The following is a 20,603-nucleotide window of genomic DNA, read 5'->3' as shown; positions in this document are numbered from 1 at the left end:
TCGTCGAGAACCCGGTAGCGTCTTCCCGTGCGAATCTCTGTCATCGGCTGCGGTTACCTCGGTGCCGTGCACGCCGCCTCCATGGCCAAGCTCGGGCACGACGTCGTCGCTGTCGACGTCGACCCGGTCAAGATCGAACGGCTCGCCGCGGGCGAAGCCCCCTTCTTCGAACCGGGGCTCCCCGAGATCCTGACCGAGGCGCTCGAGTCCGGCCGCATCCGTTTCACCACCGACATGGCCGAGGTCGCCGGCGCCCAGGTGCACTTCCTCGCCGTCGGCACCCCGCAGGGCCCGACCGGCGCCGCCGACCTCACCTACGTCGACGCCGCGGTCGCCGCGATCACCCCGTACCTGTCCGCCGGCGAGTTCGTCGTCGGCAAGTCGACCGTCCCCGTCGGCACCGCGGCCCGCCTGGCCGCCGAGGTCGAGGCCGCCGCCCCCGGTGCCTCGCTCGTCTGGAACCCGGAGTTCCTGCGCGAGGGCTTCGCCGTGCAGGACACGATCTCCCCGGACCGCCTCGTCTACGGCGTGCCGGCGGGGGAGACCGGCGAGCGTGCGGTCGCCCTGCTCGACGAGGTCTACGCGACCACCCTGGCCGAGGGCACCCCGCGCCTCGTCGTCGACCTGCCGACCGCGGAGCTCGTCAAGGTCAGCGCGAACGCCTTCCTCGCGACGAAGATCTCCTTCATCAACGCCATGGCGGAGATCGCCGAGGTCGTCGGGGCCGACGTCACGGCGCTCGCCGACGCGATCGGGCACGACGCCCGCATCGGCCGCAAGTTCCTGAACGCCGGGCTCGGGTTCGGCGGCGGCTGCCTGCCGAAGGACATCCGGGCGTTCCAGGCCCGCGCCGACGAGCTCGGCGTGCCGGAGTCGCTGGCGTTCCTCGCCGACGTCGACGCGATCAACCTGCGCCGCCGCGACCACGTGGTCGAGCTCGCACAGGAGATCCTCGGCGGAGCCGTCGCCGGCAAGCGCGTCGCCGTGCTCGGTCTCGCGTTCAAGCCGAACTCGGACGACGTCCGCGACTCCCCGGCGCTCGACATCGCCGCGCGCCTGCTCGGACTCGGTGCGTCGGTCGCCGCGTACGACCCCGAGGCGGTCGTCACCGCCCGACGCATCCACCCGGAGCTCGACTACGTCGAGAGCGCCGAGGACGCCCTCCGTGGCGCCGACCTGGTGCTCGTGCTCACCGAGTGGAACGAGTTCCGTGCGCTCGACCCGGTGCGGGCCGCCGCGCTCGTCGCGAACCCGGTCGTGATCGACGGCCGGAACTGCCTCGACCGCGACGCGTGGACCGCTGCCGGGTTCACCCACCGGGGGATGGGCCGCTAGGTCTCCCCGCAGCGGCGTTCCCCGACGGCGTCGGCGTCGTGCTCCGGCACGGTACCGGCGCCGTCGTCGTGTCGCCGGTGCCGCTCCGGCACGGCGCCGTCGTCGTGTCGCCGGTGCCGCTCCGGCACGGCGCCGTCTCGCCGATGCCCGCGGACGCGCCGCGGACCGGGGGCGTTCAGACGCCGGAGGAGACCTGCTGGCCGCCGGTGGGTTCGGTGCCGGTCGGTTCGGCGCCGGCCGACCCGAGGTCGCCGGCCGTGCGGTCGGCGCGCTCGGGGTGGTAGACCCAGACCTTGTACAGCCAGAACCGGAAGACCGTGCCGAGCAGCAGACCGATGACGTTGCCGGAGATGTTGTCCGCCAGCGCGGACGTCAGACCGAGCACGTAGTGGGAGATCCCGAGGCAGCCGAGCGAGATGACCATGCCGCCGAGGGAGACGACGACGAACTCGAAGCCCTCGCGCGCGGCCACGGAACGACGCTGGTCGCGGAACGTCCAGTAGCGGTTGCCCATCCAGTTGACGAAGATCGCCACGACGGTCGAGACGACCTTGGCCCAGAAGGGTCCGGAGTGGATCTCGTCCGGGCTGAGCACCGTCGCGCGGAGGATGTTGAAGATGGCCGTGTCGACGACGAAGCCGACCGCGCCGACGACGCCGAAGCGTGCCAGCTGGGCAATCAATCGCCGCACGTGCTCTCCATGGTCCGTAGAGTTGTCGATGGTCGCGCCCGGCGCGGACCGACGGTCGCGTAAGACGGCGACCCGAACAGCGATTGTAGACAGTGCGCTCTCACCGGACGGTGTGAACGACGGAAGGAACACACAGCATGGCGTTGCGGGTCGGAGTCGTCGGTGGGGGCCAGCTGGCACGGATGATGGTGCCCGCCGCGGTGGAGCTCGGGATCGACATCCGGGTGCTCGCCGAGGGGCCGGGCATGTCGGCCGCGATCGCAGCCACCGCCGAGGGGGACTACCACGACGCCGAGACGGTGCTCGCCTTCGCGCGGGACGTCGACGTCGTCACGTTCGACCACGAGCACGTGCCGCAGGACGTCCTCCGTGCGCTGGTCGACGCCGGGGTGGCGGTCCGGCCCGGACCCGAGCCGCTCGCGGTCGCGCAGGACAAGATCACGATGCGTCGACGACTCTCCGAGCTCGGCCTGCCGGTGCCGGACTGGGCCGCGGTGCAGGACCCCGAGGAGCTCCGCGCGTTCCTCGACGACCACGGCGGCCGTGCGGTCGTGAAGACCGCCCGCGGCGGGTACGACGGCAAGGGCGTCCGCGTGGTGTCCGACCCCGCGGACGTGTCCGACTGGTTCATCGCCGTCGCCGAGGCCGGCGGCGAGCAGGCCCTGCTCGTCGAGGAGCTCGTGCCGTTCACCCGCGAGCTCGCGCAGTCCGTCGCGCGCCGGCCCTCCGGCGAGGTCGTCGCCTGGCCGCTCGTCGAGACCGTGCAGCGCGACGGCGTCTGCGCCGAGGTCTTCGCCCCGGCCCGGGACAGCGCCGGCCGACTCGCGGACACGGCGGAGGACATCGCCGTCCGGATCGCGACCGAGCTGGGCGTCACCGGGGTCCTGGCCGTCGAGCTGTTCCAGACCGGCGACGAGCGGATCCTCATCAACGAGCTCGCGATGCGCCCGCACAACACCGGCCACTGGTCGATCGACGGTGCCACGACGAGCCAGTTCGAGCAGCACCTCCGTGCGGTCCTCGACCTCCCGCTCGGCGCGACCGGCATGCACGCGCCGTCCGCCGTGATGATCAACGTCCTCGGTGGTCCGGCGGACGGGGAGCTCGCCGCGCGCTACCCCGACGCGCTCGAAGCGTTCCCCGAGGCGAAGTACCACTTCTACGGCAAGGCCCCGCGGCCGGGGCGGAAGATCGGCCACGTCACCGTGGTCGGCGACGACGTCGACGACGTCACCTACCGCGCACGGGCGGCGGCGTCGCACTTCGACGACTGACCGCACGGTCCGCCGAACGGCGGACACTCGGTCGGGTGGCACCCGATCTGGCGAGTCGACGTCCGCGCTGCGGGCATGCTCCCATGGACCGGTCAGGGGTCGACCAGTCCGAGGAGTCCGTCATGCGCCGAGCCAGGGTGCTCGCCACCGCCGGGACGTTCGGTGTGCTCGTCGCGCTCGCCGCCGGGGTGCCGGACCCGGGCGTCGCGACCGCGGCCACCACCGCCACGACGATGCGGGCGGCATCGTCCGCCACGCTCTACGGGGCCGGCCCGTACCGCTCCGACACGAGCGAGGCGGCGAAGCAGGCCGCAGCCCTGGCGACCTCCGACCCCGCCGGAGCAGCGGCGGCCCGGACCATCGCCCAGTACCCCGTCGCGACCTGGCTGGGGGACTGGACGCAGGGCACCACCCTGACCAGGACGATCGACGCCGCCGTCACGGCCGCTGACCGGCAGGGCACCACCGCGGTCTTCGTCACCTACGCGATCCCGCACCGCGACTGCGGCGGGCACTCCGCCGGCGGCTTCGACGAGCGCACGTACACCGCGTGGGTGGACCAGGTCGTCGCGCGCGTGGCCGGGCACCGTGCCGCCGTCGTCGTCGAGCCGGACTCGCTCGCCATGCTGAGCAACAGCGCGTGTGACGCCTCGCTCGGGGAGCAGCGCTTCCGCATCCTCTCCCGCGAGGTCGCTGCACTCACCGCGGCGGGCGTGCCGGCGTACCTCGACGCGGGGAACTCCAACTGGGTCCCGCCGGCGGTCATGGCCGCACGGCTGGAGCGCGCCGGCGTCCGGCAGGCCCGCGGGTTCTTCACGAACGTCGCGAACTACTACCCGACGGCGCAGGAGCAGGCGTACGCCGAGAAGGTGTCCGCGCTCACCGGCGGATCCCACTACGTCATCGACACCTCCCGCAACGGACAGGGCTGGCGCGGGACCTGGTGCAACGGCGTGGGAGCCGGGCTCGGGACGGCGCCGCGCGTCGTCTCCGACGGCACCGCGCTCGACGCGTTGCTCTGGGTGAAGACCCCCGGCGCGAGCGACGGGACCTGCAACGGCGGTCCGACCGCCGGCACGTGGTGGTCGGCGTACGCACAACGTCTGGTGGCGAACGCGCAGCTCGGCACGGCGGCGGTGACGCCGGCTCCGGCACAGCGGGCCCCGGCGGTCGCTCCGGTGGCGAAGCGGGACTCGGCGACCTCCAGCGCCAAGCGGCGGCTCACCGTCCGCGGCTGGGCGTTCGACCGCGACGACACGTCGAAGCCGGTGACGGTGCGGATGTCGGTGGACGGCAAGGTCGTCGGGTCGTGGGCGGCCACCGCCGCGCGGCCGGACGTGGACCGGGTGCACGCCGTCGGCACGCGCCACGGGTACGAGGTCACCGTCGCGGCCGCGAGCGGGAAGCGGAGCGTGTGCCTGACCGCGCTCGGCATCGGTGCGGGCGGCGACACGTCGCTCGGCTGCACGACCGTCACCGTCCGCTGACGCGGGCGCTGCCCGGAGTGCGCTCCACTAGGCTCGTGCCGTGACCGACACCGCAGCCTCCGTCCAGCCGCTCGTCTCGATCATCATGGGTTCCGACTCGGACTGGCCGACGATGCGGGCCGCCGCGGACACCCTGACCGAACTCGGCATCGCCTTCGAGGCCGACGTCGTCTCGGCCCACCGGACCCCCGACAAGATGACCCGCTTCGCGCGGGGCGCTGCCGCACGGGGCATCCGTGTCGTGATCGCCGGTGCGGGGGGAGCCGCGCACCTGCCCGGGATGGTGGCGTCGATGACGACGCTGCCCGTGATCGGGGTGCCCGTGCAGCTCGCCCGCCTGGACGGCCTCGACTCCCTGCTCTCGATCGTGCAGATGCCCGCCGGCATCCCGGTCGCGACCATGGCGATCAACGGTGCCGCCAACGCCGGGCTCCTCGCCGCGCGGATCATCGGCTCGTCGGACCAAGAGGTCGCCGCACGGCTGCGACAGCACGCCGAGGACCTCGAGCGGGTCGTCGAGGAGAAGGCCGCGCGACTCCGCGACGCGCTCTGACGGAGCCCGGCCGCCGATCGCACGGCGTGCCGGTGGTCGGCTTCAGCTGGTCGCGCCGCTGATCCCGTTGACCGTGACGGTGCGGGCAGCCCCGCCGACGGTGACGGCGACCGACCACGTCGGCGCAGCCCCGCTCCCGCCGAGCGTGACGCTCGTGACGGTCCCGGAGACGGCGGCCGCGGCACGCGACGCAGCGGCTGTCGCGTCCACCTTGAGTGCCGCTGCCCGGGCGACGTTCGCCGACTTGGTGGCCGCGTCGGAGTCCTTCGGGAACGGTCCGGACGTGACCCGGTCGAGCGTCGCGGACACGACCGACTGCGTGAGCGAGCCGTCCGGGCCGGCGACGACGACCGTCCAGTTGTCGCCGGAGCCGGTGAGCGACACGACGGTGCCCCCGCCGGCAGCGGCGATCCCCTGCTTCGAGAGCTTCGCGAAGTCGACGTTCTCAGGGGCCTCCGCGCCGCTCCCGTTGCCGGTGCCGGGCCCGGTGCCGTCGTCCGGGGAGCCGGTCTGGTCGTCGGCCGGGTCCGTCGGTTCCGGCGTGGGCAGCGGGGCCGCCGACCGGGTCGCCGTGGGCGTCGACGACGCACTCGACGAGCTGCTCGCGGACGGTGTCCGGTCCGGGGTGGCGCCGCCCGAGCAACCGCTCAGGAGGGTGGCCGTCGCGACGCCGAGCGCCATCGAAGCGGTCAGGATCGTGAGCGGGGGTCGACGCGTCATGCCCCGATCTTGGCAGCCGGACGCGCACCAGCAGCGGATGACACGGCCGGCGCGACGGATCGACGCCGATCCGTGATCGGCCCCGCGGTGGACGTGCCCGTCGTCAGAGGTCGGCGTGCAGCTGCCAGGTCTCCGACGCCGAGTCCTGCCAGGTGAACATCCGGGCGCGATCGGGGCCGGCGACGGCGAGCTGTGCGGCGAGCCGCCGGTCGTTGGCGACCTGGTACACAGCCTGGGCGAGCCGCTCCGGGTAGGAGTCCCGCGGCTCGCGGGCCACGACGACGCCGGCGTCCGACGCGACCTCGCACACCGCGGCGTCGTCGGAGTGGATCACCGGGGTCCCGAAGCTCATCGCCTCGACGACGGGGAGGCCGAAGCCCTCGGCGAGACTCGGGAAGACGAAGGTCGTGGCACGGTCGTACGCGACGGCGAGGTCAGCGTCGTCGACGCGGCCGAGCACCTTGAGCCGTTCGGGGGCCAGTCCGGCGCGTTCGGCCTCGCCGTGCACGTCCACGTCGCCCCAGCCGTCGGGACCGGCGATCACGAGGGGGAGTTCCTGCGGTGCGTCCGGGTGCGCCATCGCCGCGATGAGGTGGGCGAGGCCCTTCCGGGGCTCGAGCGTCCCCACGGCCAGCACGTACCGTTCGGGCAGGCCGAGCCGTTCGGCGCGGAGGTCGGCGTCGACCGGGATCCGCAGGCGTCCGCTCGGCGCGCCCCCGATGACCCGGAGCCGGTCGCCGAACCGGTGCACGCTGTTCAGCTCGCCCGCCACCGCGTGGGTCGGCACGACGACGGCGTCGGCGTACTTGAACGCTCGCTTCACCATGGCCTTGTGGAACTGCACGCCACGCGGCGTCAGGGTCTCCGGGTGCGTCCACGGGACGGTGTCGTGCACGGTGACGACCGTCTGTCGTCCGGGCTCCAGCGAGCGGTCGTGCTTGACGAGCGGGGCGAGCACGCTCGGGGCGTGCACCATGCCCTGCGAGGCACCTCGGGCGAACCCGCCCTGCCAGGCGAGCGCGAGTTCACGTCGCGGGAGCGCCAGGCGTTCGAGGTCAGCGAGGCCGGGCAGCAGGGTCCGCAGCCGGTCGGTCTGTTCCCGGGGCGAGGCCGAGACCACGCCGACGACGTCGCAGCCGGACGGTGCGGTGGCGATGAGCTCCCGCGTGAGTTCCTCGGCGTACCGGCCGATGCCACCCGGGACGGGGGCGATCACCTGGTCGACGATCACGCGGAGTGTGGTCATCTCGTGCGGCTCCTCGGTCTGGCGGCGGCGTGCTGACGGCCGCTGGTGGCGCGTCGCACGACCCTACCAGCGCGCCCCCCACAAACTCCTCGACGCCGGCGGCGCAGGAACCGCACCGGCGGACTACTCCGCTGCGGCCCCGGGTTCGACGTCGACCGGCGACGCGGTCGCGTCGGCGTCCCGCGTGCGGCGGTGGCGTCGCTCGCCGAGCACCGCGCCGAGGGCGAACACCAGGTCGACGACGGTGAGCAGGACGCGGGACATCACGGCGACGCTGACGGCCGCCGACGCCCCGAGCGGGACCCCGGCGGTGAGCATGGCGGTGAGCACGGCTTCGCGGCCGCCGAGTCCGGCCGGGAGGAAGAACACCAGGAAGCCGACGAGCCACGCCAGCGCGTAGGCGCCGACGGTCAGCACCGTGACCCGCAGGTCCACGTGCCCGAGCGGGACGAGGACGAGCGTGATGTGCAGGCCGAACACGAGCCACGCGAGGGCCGCCCAGCCGAACGCCCGGAGCACCGCTCCGAGACGGATGTCGATCGTGCCGAGGTCGCGCCGGGTGACCTTCGACGCCAGACGGAGGCCGAACCGCAGCACGGCGGGGTGCAGTGCGGCGAGCACGATCGGGACGAGGACGACGACGAACCAGTACCGCGCGAACGCGTCCGGCTGCACGAACGGGATCGTGAGGGCCGCCACGCACACCCCGGCGCCGCAGCTGACGAGCAGCGTGAGCATCCCGACGGCGACACTGCGGGCCGGCGGGACCTTGTGCTCGCGGCCGAGGTCCGCCTGGGCCACGATCGGCCACACCGAGCCCGGGATGTACTTGCCGATCTGGGACAGGAAGAACACCCGCTGCGAGGCCGCGAGGGGGATGCGGTGCCCGGCGCCGGCCATCAGCGCCCGCCAGGAGAGGAACGTCACGTAGGTCGCCGCCGCGCCGAGGACGAGTGCCGCGAGGAGCGTCCACGGGTCCTGCCGGCTGAAGGCGTCGGCGATGTCGCCGGCCCGGGGGACGAGGAACGCCACGCAGAGTGCGAGGGCGACGACGAGGGCCACCACGCGGACGACGGACTTGGCTCGGGAGCGCTGTGCGGGCTGGGGGACGTCGGTCATTCTCACCTAGGGTTGATCGGGTGCGTCAGGACCGAGACGGCGCGCACATCGAACCGAGAAGAGGCGACACACGTGCGGATCCTGACCTTCGGAACATACCAGGCCTCGGATCACCCACGGGTGCGCGTCCTCGCCGACGGGCTCCGGGAGCGGGGGCACCGGGTTGCCGAGGCGAACGTCCCGCTCGGGCTGTCCACCCGCGACCGGGTCGCGATGCTCGGTGCCCGGTCCGGCGCGCTGCAGATGGCCGGGCGCCTCGCCAGCAGCTGGTCGCGGCTGGTCGGCGCGGCACTGCGCGCCCGACGGTCCGGCCGTCCCGACGCCGTGCTCGTCGGGTACATGGGGCACTTCGACGTGTGGCTCGCCCGGGCGCTCTTCCCGCGGACCACGATCGCCCTCGACCACCTGATCTTCGCGGCGACGACGGCGCAGGACCGCGGGGTCGGTGACGCCGGGCTGAAGCAGCGCCTGCTCCGCTTCCTCGACGCCTCGGCGCTCCGCATCGCCGACGTGGTCGTCGTCGACACCGAAGAGCACCGCGACCTCGTGCCGGAGCGGCTCCGGTCGAAGGTCGTCGTCGTGCCGGTCGGCGCGCAGGAGTCCTGGTACGACGCGGCGACGACGAACGCCACGGCCACGACGGACGCCGCGCCCACGACCGACGACGCGACGACGGACGCTGCGCCGCTCCGCGTCGTCTTCTACGGCCTGTTCACCCCGCTGCAGGGTGCTGCGACGATCGGCGCGGCCATCGGACTGCTGCCGTCGGACGGGTCCGTCACGGTGACGATGGTCGGCTCCGGACAGGACCTCGACGCCGCACGGGCAGCAGCCGGCGGCGGCGCACCGACCGAGTGGATCCCGTGGGTCGACGCCGCGGAGCTCCCCGCGCTCGTCGCGTCCCACGACGTCGGCGTGGGCATCATGGGCACGACGCCCAAGGCGCTCAAGGTCGTGCCGAACAAGGTCTACCAGTGCGCCGCGGCGGGGCTCGCGGTCGTCACGAGCGACACCGCGCCGCAGCGCCGGACCTTCGGTGACGCGGTCACCGCGGTGCCGGCCGGGGACGCCGCCGCCCTCGCCGAGGCGGTGCGGGTGTTGGGCGCGGACCGCGCGCTGCTCGCCGAACGCCGGGCGGCCGCCGCTGCGGCGGCCGAGCGGTTCCGTCCCGCGGCGGCGGTCGCGCCGCTCGACGACCGCCTCCGCACCGGCGCGCGCTGACGCGGCCGAGGACTGCACGGACTGGAGGCCCGGATCGCGTTCCGCACACGGCGGACGTGATCCGGGCCTCCAGTCAGGACCGTCCGTTCAGGCGTCGAGGACGCCCGCCGCGGTGGCGGCGGAGAGCGCCTCGCGCCAGTCCCGCATCGGGCTGAGGCCGACGCGCGACCACCCGTCGTGGCCGAGCACGCTGTACGCGGGCCGCGGCGCGGGCCGGACGAAGGCCGAGCTGTCGGTCGGCAGGACCCGCTCCGGGTCGAGCCCGACCTCGGCGAAGATCGCCTTCGTGAAGTCGAACCACGACCCCTGGCCGCCGTTCGTCCCGTGGTAGGTGCCCGCGGGGGCGTCGGCGTCGACGAGCGCGACGATCTGTCGGGCGAGGTCGCCGGTCCAGGTCGGCTGCCCGATCTGGTCGGTGACGACGCTGACCGTGTCGTGCGAGCCGGCGAGGCGGATCATCGTCTTCGCGAAGTTCGGCCCGTGGGCGCCGTAGAGCCACGCACCGCGGACGATGTACGACGAGTCCGGGGCGATGCGACGGATCGCCCGCTCGCCGGCGGCCTTGGTGCGGCCGTAGGCGCCGATCGGCGCGAGCGGGGCGTCCTCGGCGTAGGGCGTGGTGCCGGTGCCGTCGAACACGTAGTCGGTGGACACGTGCACGAGCTTCGCGCCGACGGCGGCGGTCGCCGTCGCGAGGAGCTCCGGACCGCGGGCGTTCACCGCGGCGGCGTCGTCCTCGTGCGACTCGGCGTCGTCGACCTTGGTGTAGGCGGCGCTGTTGATCACGACGTCGTGGCCCTCGACCGCGGCGGCGACGGCCGCGGCGTCGGTGATGTCGAGGTCGGCGCGGCCGAGTGCGGTGACCTCACGGCCGGCCAGGGCCTGCTGGAGGTCCTGGCCGAGCATGCCGGCGGCTCCGGTGACGAGGTAGCGGGTCACAGGGCGGCGCGTTCCTTGAGCGGCTCCCACCACGCACGGTTGTCGCGGTACCACTGCACGACGTCGGCGAGGCCCTGCTCGAACGGGACCTGCGGCTCGTAGCCGAGCTCGGCGCGGATCTTCGAGATGTCGACCGAGTAGCGGAGGTCGTGGCCGAGGCGGTCCTGCACGCGGTCGACGTACGACCAGTCCTTGCCGGTCGCCTCGAGGAGCAGCTCGGCGAGCTCCTTGTTCGTGAGCTCGGTGCCGCCGCCGATGTTGTAGATCTCGCCCGCGCGGCCCTTGGTGAGCACGAGTGCGATGCCACGGGTGTGGTCGTCGACGTGCAGCCAGTCGCGGATGTTGTTGCCCTCGCCGTACAGCGGGACGTGCTTGTCGTCGATGAGGTTCGTGACGAACAGCGGGATGACCTTCTCGGGGAAGTGGTACGGCCCGTAGTTGTTCGAGCAGCGCGTGATCGAGAGGTTCAGCCCGTGCGTGCGGTGGTAGCTGCGCGCGAGCAGGTCGCTGCCGGCCTTCGACGCCGAGTACGGCGAGTTCGGCTCGAGCGGACGGTCCTCGGCCCACGAACCCTCGCTGATCGAGCCGTAGACCTCGTCGGTCGAGACGTGCACGAAGCGCGGGGTGCCGTGACGGAGCGCTGCGTCGAGCAGACGCTGGGTGCCGACGACGTTCGTCTCCACGAAGATGCCGGAGTCGCGCACCGACCGGTCGACGTGGGACTCGGCAGCGAAGTGCACGATGGCGTCGATGCCGGGGACGACCTCGTCGAGCTTCTCCGCGTCGGTGATGTCGCCCTGCACGAAGGTGTAGCGCGGCGAGTCCGCCACCGGTGCGAGGTTCTCCAGGTTGCCCGAGTAGGTCAGCGCGTCGTAGACGACGACGTCCGCCCCCTCGAGGCCGGGGTAGGCGTCCTGCAGGGTGCGCCGGACGAAGTTCGAGCCGATGAAGCCGGCCCCTCCGGTGACGAGGATCTTCACGGAATGTTCCTTTGTGTCGGTGTGGCGGTCGGCGGTGAGTTTAGCGGGTCGCCCTCGTCGGGCCCGCCCGGGGCGGTGCCGGCGGTGTCGCTGACGCCGATGGACGGCAGGGCCGGGGCGGTGCCGTCGTGCGGGGTCGCGCCGGCGGTCGGGGCGGCGCCGTCGTACGGGGTCGCACCGGTGGTCGGGGCGGTGCCGTCGTACGGGGTCGCGCCGGCGGTCGGGGCTGCGGTGGCGAAGGCGCGCCACAGGAGCACGAACGCCGCGACGCCGAGGACGGCGAGCAGGACCAGGAGCGCGGCGACGACCTTCAGGCCGTAGGCGACGGACGTGGAAAGCGCCCCGATGCCGTTGGGCAGGACGCCGAACACGAGGTTCTGGAAGGCGCCGCTGTAGAGCAGGCCGAGCGATGCGACGACCACCAGCGGCGTGACCACGAGCGCGGTCCGGGCGAGCCGGACCCGCCCGACGGGCGACACGACGAGCGCCGACCAGGCGAGGGCCTGCAGCAGGAGCAACGCCGCGATCGACGGGAACAGGAAGCGTCCCTGGTTCACGGTGACGCCGAGGTGTCCGGCGTAGGTCGCCCAGTCGCGGGCCAGGACCACGACGAACGCCGTGACCGGGAGCACGGCCACCAGGAGCATCGTGCGCCGCGCAGCCGTCCGACGCGTCGCCGCCCAGACGAGCACGGTGAGGGCGAGGACGGTGAACACGTCGACCACGAACGGCGAGAGCGGCCACTCGTACCGGCCCAGTCGGCCCCAGAACGAGTCCGACAGCCCGTCCCAGAACGCCCCGGCGAACTGCGTCGGCGCCGGTGACTCGTACCGTGGCCACGGCTGCGTCACCGCCGGGAAGGCGTCGGGCTGCGGCGTCCCGGTGCGCACGAACTGCCGGAGGTACCACCAGCCGGCGACCACGGCGGGCACCGCCACGACGACGACGGCGCGGACCACCCGTCGGCCGAACCCGGGCACGGTGCGCGCGGCCAGGACCACGACGACCGCGAAGGGCACCAGCATGAAGCCGCCCGCCATCACCGCGGTCGCGGCGGCGAGGGTGCCACCCAGCGCGAGCACGGTCCACCAGGACCGGTCCCCGGTGAGGATGCGGACGCCGAGCCACGTGGCGGTCGCACCCGCCGTGATGACCGGGACCCAGACCGAGACCGACGAGCCGAGCTGCGCGATCTGCGGGACGGCGAACAGTGCGACGGTGGCCGCCAGCGCGGTGCGCGGGGACCGGGTCGCACGGCGCACGGTCGCCCAGACGAGGGCGGGCAGCGGCAGCATCACGAGCACGTCGACGAGCCGCATGCCGAGCACGACGATGTCCCACCGCCGCGTCGTGAAGTCCAGCACGTGCGCGACGACCGCCTGCACGAGGAAGTACGTCGGCGGGTGCTGCGACATCGGGTTGACGAGCGCGTTCACCGAGCCGTCCCCGACGACGTCCGCGAACGACCCGCGCCCGGACACCGGGACGAGCTGCTGCGGCACGTTCTGCGCCAGCAGGCCCTGCAGGTAGTGCAGGTCGCCGGCGGCCGGCCAGGAACGGCCCATCGCCAGCTGGATCGCGGCGTCCACGTTCGCGAGTTCGTCCGGGCCGTGCAACGCCGGCGTCACGTACGCCCAGGTGGTGAGGAGCACGCCGAAGAGGAGCGTGAGGACGACCACCGACGTGAGTTCGCGGCGGCGGGGTGACCAGCGGGTCATGCGTGCACCTCCGACGCGGGTGTGGACGAGGGCGAGGCCTGCGTCGTTGCCGGCGCCGTCCCGGGTGCGGGTGCCGACGGCACCCGGACGCTGACCACGACCGCGGCCGCGAGCACCACGAGCGCCGCGAGCCAGCTCGCCACGATCAGCGGCACGGCGACCGGCGACGAGGCGTCGAGCAGGTCGAGGCCCCGCGGCGTCACCCGAACGCGCGAGTGCTCGGCGAACGAGGCGTACACGAACAGCACCCCGTACACCGCCAGCGCGGCGCTGAGGGCCGACACCACGAGCGCGGCGCGTCGGCGACCGGTCGACGAGCCGAACGCACGGCGCCAGGCGATGGCGCTCAGGGCGATGAACGCCACCATGGCCGGGAAGTAGTACCGCCCCTGCGTGGCCCCGACGAAGGTGGTCGACAGGTAGCTGCCCCACGAGTTGGCCGTCTGCATCACGAGGATCGTCGCGGGCAGGACCGCGAGCGCGATCGCGACGCGGAGGCCCGGGACACGTCGGAACGCCCACACCAGGATCGCGCCGAGGGCGAGCACCGTGGCGGTCTCGAACACGACGGGGGAGATGATCCACTGCGCCCGCCCGCCGAAGCTGCCCCAGAAGGTGCGCGCGATCGTCGACCAGGACACGTTGGCGAACTGCACCGGGTCCGGCCCGGTGCCCGCGGGGAACGGCTTCGGCGGTCGCAGCGACTCGAACCCGTTCGGCTGCAGGGTGTGGAAGACGACCAGGTTGCGGAGCCACCACCACGCGCCGATGACCGCCGCGAGTGCGAGCGGCCACAGCGTGCGGACCACCCGGGTGCCGACACCGGTGCGTCCGGCCGTCCCGGCGGCGCCGAGGAACAGCGCGACCCCGACGAACGGGATGAGCGGGAGTGCCGTGCCCTTCCAGAGGATCGCGACCCCGAGGGACACCGCGAGGGCGACGGTCGTCCGGAGTCGCCGGTCACCGGTGAGCACCCGGACGGCGAGCCACACGGTGGTGGCCGCGAACAGCATGACGGGGGCGTCGTTCGACACCGACGCGCCGATGGACGCGAGCTGCGGCACTGCCAGCACGGCGAACGCGCCGGTCACCGCGGCCTTCGGCGACCGGGTCACCCGTCGCACGGTGGCCCAGGCGAGCGCCGGGAGCGGGAGGACGAACAGCGCGCCGAGCAGCCGCACCGCGAAGAGCGCCGCCGAGGGGTGCAGGGACTCGAAGTGGACCAGGTGCAGCACCCCGGCCGCGAGCACGTAGTAGGTCGGCGGGTGCTGCGTCATCTGGTCGACGGTGTCCACCTGACCGGCACCGGTCTGCTGGAGCAGGTCGCCCATGGTGGGCAGCGACGACGGGTCCTCTGCGCTGGCCGCCTGGTCGACCGCCTCGAGCACGTGCAGGTGTCCGGGGTCCGGCCAGCCGTCACCGATCGCGACGTGCACCGCGGCGTCGAAGTGCGCCCGTTCGTCCGGGGCCTGGAACGCCGGGACGACCGCGGCCCACAGGAACAGGACGAGCGCGAAGCCGGCCGTCACCGCGGCGACGACGACGACCTCGCGACGTCGGGCGCGGACGTGCCCCGTCTCCGCAGCGCTGCCGCGCGCTCCCGGAACCGTCGACGTGCCGCCCTGGGCGACCTCAGTCGCCATACCGCTGGAGCTTCTGCAGGTCGAGCTGCTCTTCCGTGAGGGTCCGGTTCAGGCGGGTGAGGTCGGCCACGACCCCGATCACGATCGACAGGAGCGCGGTGATGAGCAGCACCACCCCGAGGATGATCGACTGCAGGTGGTTGCCGCCGGAGTGCATGGCGACGAGCACCAGGTACCGGACGAGGGGCCACAGGCCGAGCGCCCCGAGGACCGCCGCCACCCACAGGAACAGCGCCATCGGGCGGTACATGAGGTAGACGCGGGCGATCGCCGAGCCGGACTGGAACATGTGCTGCCAGATGTTGCTGAACAGCCGGGACTCGCGCGTCTTCGGGTTCGTCGTGATCGGGACGCTCGCGATCGCCAGGCGCTTGTAGCCGGCCTGCACGATCGTCTCCATGCAGTAGCTGAAGCGCGTCACGATGTTGAGACGGATGAGCGAGTACTTGGAGTACGCCCGGAACCCGCTCGCGGCGTCCGGCAGGTCGAGACCCGCGGCGCGCGACGCGACCCAGGACCCGAAGCGCTGCATGAGCTTCTTGAAGCCGGAGAAGTGCTCGATCGTGCGGGTCTGCCGGTCGCCGATGACGATCTCGGCCTCGCGGCGGAGGATCGGCTGCACGAGCTCGGCGATCTGCGCCTGCGGGTACTGGTTGTCGCCGTCGGTGTTCACGACGATGTCGGCACCGTGCAGGAGCGCGTAGTCCACGCCGTCGCGGAACGAGCGGGCGAGCCCCATGTTGGTGGTGTGGTGCACGAAGTGCGTGACACCGTGCTCCTTCGCCACCTCGACCGTGCGGTCGGTGCTCCCGTCGTTGATGACCAGGATCTGGATCTCGTCGATGCCGTCGATCTGACGCGGGATCGAGTCGATGACGCTGGCGAGCGTCTCCTCCTCGTTGAGGCATGGGATCTGGACGAACAGTTTCACGAGAGTGGTTGGTCCCTGTGTGTCATCGGTCGGCGGGTTCCGACCCGGAAGGTCGCTGACGATCCTAGGTCGCCACGGCGGTCCGCCCCCCGGGCGGAACTGACACATTCTACGCAGAGCCGGACGACGACCGGACCGCGGGCACGCCGTGCCACCATGGTGCGGTGGCTGCCCTCCGCTCGTCCGTCGCCCGCCTGGTCCGTGCGCTCCGGCCCACGCCCGCACCCGCTCCCGCGGCGCCCGCTCCGGAACCGCCGCTCGTCGGCTTCGTGGTGCACGGTGCCGGCGGCGTCCACCCCGCGTCGGCGCACATCCGGGTGACGGGCCGGATGTCGGCACTCGCCGCCTCCGGTGCCGCTCGCGTCGCGCAGGTCGATCCGGTCCGGTGGGCGGACGGCTCCGACACCGCCCACCTCGACGTCCTGCTCGTGCAGCGGGACGCCTTCCCGGTCGCGTCGCTCGACGCGGCCTTCGACCGCGCTGCGCGCGAGGGCACCCGGATCGTCGCGGAGGTCGACGACGACTTCTTCAGCCAGGAGGCCCGTGACCGGCTCGCGCGGGCCGAGTACGACCCGGAGCGGCTCGCCGCCGTCGACCGCCTGGTGCGCGGTGCCGACGCCGTGGTCACGTCGACCGAGACGCTCCGCGGGGTGCTCGCCGACGCCGGGGTCGACTCGGTCGTGGTGCCGAACGCGGTGCAGCCGGGGATGTGGGACGACGGCACGGTCCCGTCCCACCCCGCGGTGCCGCGACGGGTCCTCTACATGGGGTCGGCCACGCACGGCGGCGACCTGGACCTGCTCCGCGCGGCCTTCGACGGCTTCGTCGACCGCGACGGGCGTCCGGTCCGGCTCGAGGTCGTCGGGGTCACGGGGGAGGACGACGCCTGGTACGACCGGCTGCCGTTGCCGGACGGCGGCACCCACTACCCGGAGTTCGTGGCGTTCCTGCGGGCGAACGCGGACCGGTGGTCGGCGGGCGTCGCCCCGCTCACGGACGACCGCTTCAACGACGCGAAGAGCGACCTCAAGTTCCTCGAGTACACGATGCTCGGGCTGCCCTTCGTCGGGTCGGACCGGCCGTCGTACCGCGGGACGGACGCGCACGGCGGGTTGCTCGTCGGCGACGACCCCGCGGCCTGGCGGCGTGCCCTGCTGACGGCGTTCGCCGAGGCGGACGAGCGGGTGGGCCGGGCGCGGTCGTACGTGTGCGCCGAACGGACCGTCACGGTCGACGGGCCGTGGCGGGCGGCGCTCGGCGTCTGACGGGCGGGCGGCGACGACGGCTTGCTAGGCTGCCCCGGTGCAGATCCGCGAACTGAAGATCCAAGGCGCGTGGGAGTTCACCCCCGTCCAGCACGGCGACGCACGAGGAGCATTCCTCGAGGCGTACCGGGCCGACGTGCTCGAAGCGACCGTCGGCCACCCGCTGGACCTCCGGCAGGTGAACATGTCGATCTCCGCGGCCGGTGTCGCCCGGGGCATCCACTACGCCCTCGTCGCGCCGAGCCAGGCGAAGTACGTCACCGCCGTCCGCGGTGCCTTCATCGACTACATCGTCGACATCCGCGTCGGGTCGCCGACGTTCGGCCAGTGGGACTCGGTCCGCATCGACGACGTCGACCGCAAGGCCGTCTACCTGTCCGAGGGCCTCGGCCACGCGATCGTCGCGCTCGAGGACCAGTCGACCGTGAACTACCTCGTCAGCGCCCACTACGACCCGGAGCGGGAGAAGGGGATCACCATCCTCGACCCCACCGTCGGGCTGCAGCTGCCCGAGGGGCTCGGCGAGCCGGTGCTGTCCGAGAAGGACACCACCGCCCCGACGCTCGAGGAAGCCGCCGCCGCGGGTCTGCTGCCCACCTACGAGGAGTGCGTGGCGTACACCGAGTCGCTCCGCACGGAGAAGTGAAGGAGACCCGATGAAGGGCATCATCCTCGCCGGGGGTTCCGGCACGCGCCTCTGGCCGATCACCAAGGGCATCAGCAAGCAGCTCATGCCGATCTACGACAAGCCGATGGTGTACTACCCGCTGTCGACGCTCATGATGGCCGGCATCCGCGAGGTCCTCGTCATCACGACGCCGGAGTACAACGAGCAGTTCAAGGCCCTGCTCGGCGACGGCTCGTCGCTCGGCATGGACATCCAGTACGCCGTGCAGCCCTCGCCGGACGGCCTCGCGCAGGCGTTCGTGATCGGCGAGGAGTTCATCGGCGACGACAGCGTCGCGCTCGTCCTCGGTGACAACATCTTCCACGGCACCGGCCTCGGCACGAACCTCCGCAAGAACACCGAGGTCGACGGCGCGACGATCTTCGCGTACCACGTGGCCGACCCGAAGGCGTACGGCGTCGTCGAGTTCGACGACGACTTCACGGCGGTCTCGATCGAGGAGAAGCCGGCCGAGCCGAAGTCGAACTACGCCGTCCCCGGCCTCTACTTCTACGACAACAAGGTCATCGAGATCGCGAAGACGATCGAGCCGAGCGCGCGTGGCGAGCTCGAGATCTCGACGGTCAACGAGCGCTACCTCGAAGCGGGGGAGCTCGGCGTCCAGGTCCTCGACCGCGGCACGGCCTGGCTCGACACCGGCACCTTCGAGTCGATGATGCAGGCGTCCGAGTACGTGAAGGTCATCGAGGACCGTCAGGGATTCAAGATCGGCTGCATCGAGGAGATCGCCTGGCGCAACGGGTGGATCGACGACGCGCAGCTCGCCGACCTCGCCGCGCCGCTCGTGAAGGGCGGCTACGGGGTCTACCTGCAGAACCTGCTGCGCGGCTGACGATGGCCCGGGCAGGGCTCCGACGACTGCTCGGCCGACCGACGGCGGTGCCGACCCCGGCCACGCCGGAGCCGGACCCGTCCGACGGGGCCGAGCCGCGCCTCCCGGTCGACACCTCGCTCGAGACGGATGTGCCCCGACCCGCCGGTGACGGTTTCGACGTCGTCGTCACCGTGCGGGAGCCGGCGTTCCGCGACGGCGCGCACCTGCCCGCGGTGGCGGCCGCCCGCGCGGCCGGCGCCGGTGCGGTCGTCGTGAGCGTCTACGACGTGCACGCCGGGCCGTCCAGCGTCTACCCGCCGGTCGAGGCGGGTGTCGACCACGTCGTCGCACGCCCGACCGTCTCGGCGACGTGGGGCGGTGCCGTGGCCGCTGCCCGTCCGCTGCTGACGAGCCCGTCGGTCGTCGTGCACGACGCCGCCGTCGACCTGCCCGACGGCGCGCACGGACACCTGCTCGCCGCGATCGGCGAGCGGGCGGCGGTCGCCCTGCCCGTCGTCCGCACCACGGATGACCTGGTCGCGAGCGCCGGTGCGGTCCTGGCACGCGGGACGGCCCCGGTCGCCTCGCTCCTGCGCGGTCACCCCGCCGAGGACGCCGACGCCCTCGGCGGGGTCGCGGTCTTCTCCGGCGACGAACCCTGCTTCGCGACCCGGACGGCCGACCTGGCGGTCCCGGTGCGGACCGTCGACACCCGGACCGCCGTCGCACGCCTCACCCGGGACACCGCGGACGCGGCGGCCGGTGACTGCGTCGTCGTGCCGCTCGGCCGCGTCTACCGCAGCACCGAGCTGCGGGAGCGGCGGTACGACACCGACGCCGCCGATGCGCTCACCGTCTGGCGCGACCGCGGGGACGACAGCGCGACCGTCGCGTTGGCCCGGCTCGGCCTCGTGCCGGGGGAGCCGACGGCCGACACGGTCGGGGCACCCGTGGCGCTCCGCGAACCGGTCGTGCGCGCCGAACGCGGCCCCGGGCGCCTCGAGCTCGCCGACCGCGGCGAACGACTCCGCTGGTCGGTCCGGATCGCCGCACACCCCGGACCCCGCGGCGACGACTGGGGCGACACGTTCTTCGCGCACGACCTCGCCGCCGCGCTCCGGTCGCTCGGGCAGGAGGTCGTCGTGGACCACCGCGAGTCGCACGTCCGACCGTTCTCCGAGCACCTCGACGACGTCGCACTGACCCTCCGCGGGCTCGACGACACCCCCGTGCACCCGTCCGCGACGAACGTGCTCTGGGTGATCTCGCACCCCGACCTGGTGACCCCGGCGGAACTCGCCCGCTACGACCTGCGGTTCGCTGCCGGTCCGGTCTGGGCCGCCCGGACCACCGAGGCGACCGGTCTCGAGACCGTGCCGCTCCTGCAGGCCACCGACCCGGCACGCTTCCACCCCGGGCAGCCCGACCCGGCCCACCCGGGGCTGGACACCGCGTTCGTGGGCAAGACCCGGCAGGTGTTCCGGCCGGTGGTCCGCGATGCCGTGGCCGTCGGGGCGGACCTGGCAGTGTGGGGCGAGGGCTGGGAGGGACTCCTGCCGGACGGGGTGCACCGCGGCGTCTTCGTGCCGAACGACGCGCTCCCGGGGCTGTACCGGAGCGCCCGGGTGGTCCTCAACGACCACTGGGACGACATGGCGCGGGACGGGTTCCTGTCGAACCGGCTGTTCGACGCGGCCGCCTCGGGTGCGCTCGTCGTCACGGACCCGGTACCGGGGGTCGACGAGCTGTTCCACGGCGCGGTGCGGACCTACGCATCGGTCGACGAACTCCGCGAACTCCTGCGGGCCGGCGACCGGACGACCACGGCGGACCGCGTCGCCCGGGGGGAGCGGGTCGGGGCCGAGCACTCGTTCACGCGTCGTGCCGAGGTGCTCCTCGACGCGGTGCGGCGGCAGCGCGGCGGCGCGGTGCGGCGGCAGCGCGGCGGCGCGGTGCGGCGGTAGCGCGCTCGCGCGGTC

The 20,603-nt window shown here is 73.1% G+C and carries 18 protein-coding genes; 9 read left to right on the top strand and 9 right to left on the bottom strand.

All coding sequences use genetic code 11. The features are described 5' to 3' along the window. The first annotated feature begins 27 nt into the window (after window positions 1-27). Window positions 28-1,335 (top strand): UDP-glucose dehydrogenase family protein, encoded by a 1,308-nt coding sequence (locus ACRQ4B_RS13930; protein ID WP_439692004.1) that lies wholly within the window; start codon window positions 28-30, stop codon window positions 1,333-1,335. A gap of 175 nt (window positions 1,336-1,510) precedes the next feature. Here ACRQ4B_RS13930 and ACRQ4B_RS13925 read toward each other — a convergent pair whose 3' ends face one another. Continuing rightward, the gene (locus ACRQ4B_RS13925) at window positions 1,511-2,026 is read right to left on the bottom strand and encodes a GtrA family protein (protein ID WP_439692003.1); all 516 of its coding nucleotides are present in this window, start codon (window positions 2,024-2,026) and stop codon (window positions 1,511-1,513) included. A 137-nt stretch (window positions 2,027-2,163) separates the two neighbouring features. Here ACRQ4B_RS13925 and ACRQ4B_RS13920 point away from each other — a divergent pair, with 137 nt between their 5' ends. The 3 genes from ACRQ4B_RS13920 (at window position 2,164) to purE (ending at window position 5,340) form a co-directional block, all read left to right on the top strand. Next, complete coding sequence (locus ACRQ4B_RS13920) at window positions 2,164-3,300, top strand: 5-(carboxyamino)imidazole ribonucleotide synthase (protein ID WP_439692001.1); 1,137 nt, start codon at window positions 2,164-2,166, stop codon at window positions 3,298-3,300. Window positions 3,301-3,422: 122 nt separating this feature from the next. Then, complete coding sequence (locus ACRQ4B_RS13915; protein ID WP_439692000.1) at window positions 3,423-4,787, top strand: glycoside hydrolase family 6 protein; 1,365 nt, start codon at window positions 3,423-3,425, stop codon at window positions 4,785-4,787. 85 nt (window positions 4,788-4,872) lie between these two features. Then, window positions 4,873-5,340: a 5-(carboxyamino)imidazole ribonucleotide mutase gene (gene purE / locus ACRQ4B_RS13910; protein WP_439694403.1), complete on the top strand. Its 468-nt coding sequence runs from the start codon at window positions 4,873-4,875 to the stop codon at window positions 5,338-5,340. 42 nt (window positions 5,341-5,382) lie between these two features. On the opposite strand, the gene ACRQ4B_RS13905 is transcribed toward purE, so the two are convergent. The 3 genes from ACRQ4B_RS13905 to ACRQ4B_RS13895 form a co-directional block, all read right to left on the bottom strand. Continuing rightward, a complete protein-coding gene (locus ACRQ4B_RS13905) occupies window positions 5,383-6,060 on the bottom strand; it encodes a hypothetical protein (RefSeq protein WP_439691999.1) in 678 nt (225 codons plus the stop codon). Between the two features lie 103 nt (window positions 6,061-6,163). Continuing rightward, window positions 6,164-7,306: a glycosyltransferase family 4 protein gene (locus tag ACRQ4B_RS13900; RefSeq protein ID WP_439691997.1), complete on the bottom strand. Its 1,143-nt coding sequence runs from the start codon at window positions 7,304-7,306 to the stop codon at window positions 6,164-6,166. Window positions 7,307-7,429: 123 nt separating this feature from the next. Then, window positions 7,430-8,425 (bottom strand): lysylphosphatidylglycerol synthase domain-containing protein, encoded by a 996-nt coding sequence (locus ACRQ4B_RS13895; protein ID WP_439691995.1) that lies wholly within the window; start codon window positions 8,423-8,425, stop codon window positions 7,430-7,432. 72 nt (window positions 8,426-8,497) lie between these two features. On the opposite strand from ACRQ4B_RS13895, the gene ACRQ4B_RS13890 reads away from it, so the two are divergent. Next, a complete protein-coding gene (locus ACRQ4B_RS13890) occupies window positions 8,498-9,646 on the top strand; it encodes a glycosyltransferase (protein WP_439691993.1) in 1,149 nt (382 codons plus the stop codon). An 87-nt stretch (window positions 9,647-9,733) separates the two neighbouring features. On the opposite strand, the gene rfbD is transcribed toward ACRQ4B_RS13890, so the two are convergent. From rfbD to ACRQ4B_RS13865, 5 genes are read right to left on the bottom strand one after another with little or no spacing between them, the layout of a single operon-like run. Continuing rightward, window positions 9,734-10,585, bottom strand: a complete 852-nt coding sequence (rfbD, locus tag ACRQ4B_RS13885; protein WP_439691992.1) for a dTDP-4-dehydrorhamnose reductase — start codon at window positions 10,583-10,585, stop codon at window positions 9,734-9,736. After that, on the bottom strand, window positions 10,582-11,565 hold the full coding sequence (gene rfbB, locus ACRQ4B_RS13880) for a dTDP-glucose 4,6-dehydratase (protein WP_439691990.1): 984 nt from the start codon (window positions 11,563-11,565) through the stop codon (window positions 10,582-10,584). Before rfbB ends, rfbD begins: the two co-directional genes overlap by 4 nt. Beyond that, window positions 11,562-13,283, bottom strand: coding sequence for a hypothetical protein (locus tag ACRQ4B_RS13875; protein WP_439691989.1), 1,722 nt, complete (start codon window positions 13,281-13,283; stop codon window positions 11,562-11,564). The genes rfbB and ACRQ4B_RS13875 overlap by 4 nt, the downstream gene beginning before the upstream one ends. Beyond that, complete coding sequence (locus tag ACRQ4B_RS13870) at window positions 13,280-14,926, bottom strand: glycosyltransferase family 39 protein (protein WP_439691987.1); 1,647 nt, start codon at window positions 14,924-14,926, stop codon at window positions 13,280-13,282. The genes ACRQ4B_RS13875 and ACRQ4B_RS13870 overlap by 4 nt, the downstream gene beginning before the upstream one ends. After that, window positions 14,916-15,857 carry a glycosyltransferase family 2 protein gene (locus ACRQ4B_RS13865; protein WP_439691985.1) on the bottom strand — a complete coding sequence of 314 codons (942 nt, stop codon included), beginning with the start codon at window positions 15,855-15,857 and terminating at the stop codon, window positions 14,916-14,918. The genes ACRQ4B_RS13870 and ACRQ4B_RS13865 overlap by 11 nt, the downstream gene beginning before the upstream one ends. A 164-nt stretch (window positions 15,858-16,021) precedes the next feature. On the opposite strand from ACRQ4B_RS13865, the gene ACRQ4B_RS13860 reads away from it, so the two are divergent. The 4 genes from ACRQ4B_RS13860 to ACRQ4B_RS13845 are packed head-to-tail and all read left to right on the top strand — an operon-like array spanning window position 16,022 to window position 20,588. After that, window positions 16,022-17,122, top strand: a complete 1,101-nt coding sequence (locus ACRQ4B_RS13860; protein WP_439691984.1) for a hypothetical protein — start codon at window positions 16,022-16,024, stop codon at window positions 17,120-17,122. 37 nt (window positions 17,123-17,159) lie between these two features. Continuing rightward, entirely contained in the window at window positions 17,160-17,768 is a 609-nt protein-coding gene (locus tag ACRQ4B_RS13855) for a dTDP-4-dehydrorhamnose 3,5-epimerase family protein (protein ID WP_439691983.1), read from the top strand. A gap of 10 nt (window positions 17,769-17,778) precedes the next feature. Further along, the gene (gene rfbA, locus ACRQ4B_RS13850) at window positions 17,779-18,642 is read left to right on the top strand and encodes a glucose-1-phosphate thymidylyltransferase RfbA (RefSeq protein ID WP_439691982.1); all 864 of its coding nucleotides are present in this window, start codon (window positions 17,779-17,781) and stop codon (window positions 18,640-18,642) included. Window positions 18,643-18,644: 2 nt separating this feature from the next. Then, window positions 18,645-20,588 (top strand): glycosyltransferase family protein, encoded by a 1,944-nt coding sequence (locus tag ACRQ4B_RS13845; RefSeq protein WP_439691981.1) that lies wholly within the window; start codon window positions 18,645-18,647, stop codon window positions 20,586-20,588. Window positions 20,589-20,603 lie beyond the last annotated feature (15 nt).

The organism is Curtobacterium sp. SP.BCo, assembly GCF_051903265.1.
In the GTDB taxonomy this organism is placed as follows: Bacteria; Actinomycetota; Actinomycetes; order Actinomycetales; family Microbacteriaceae; genus Curtobacterium.
The sequence above is the reverse complement of the archived record's forward strand: the minus strand, read 5'-3'. Positions and strand labels throughout refer to the sequence as shown.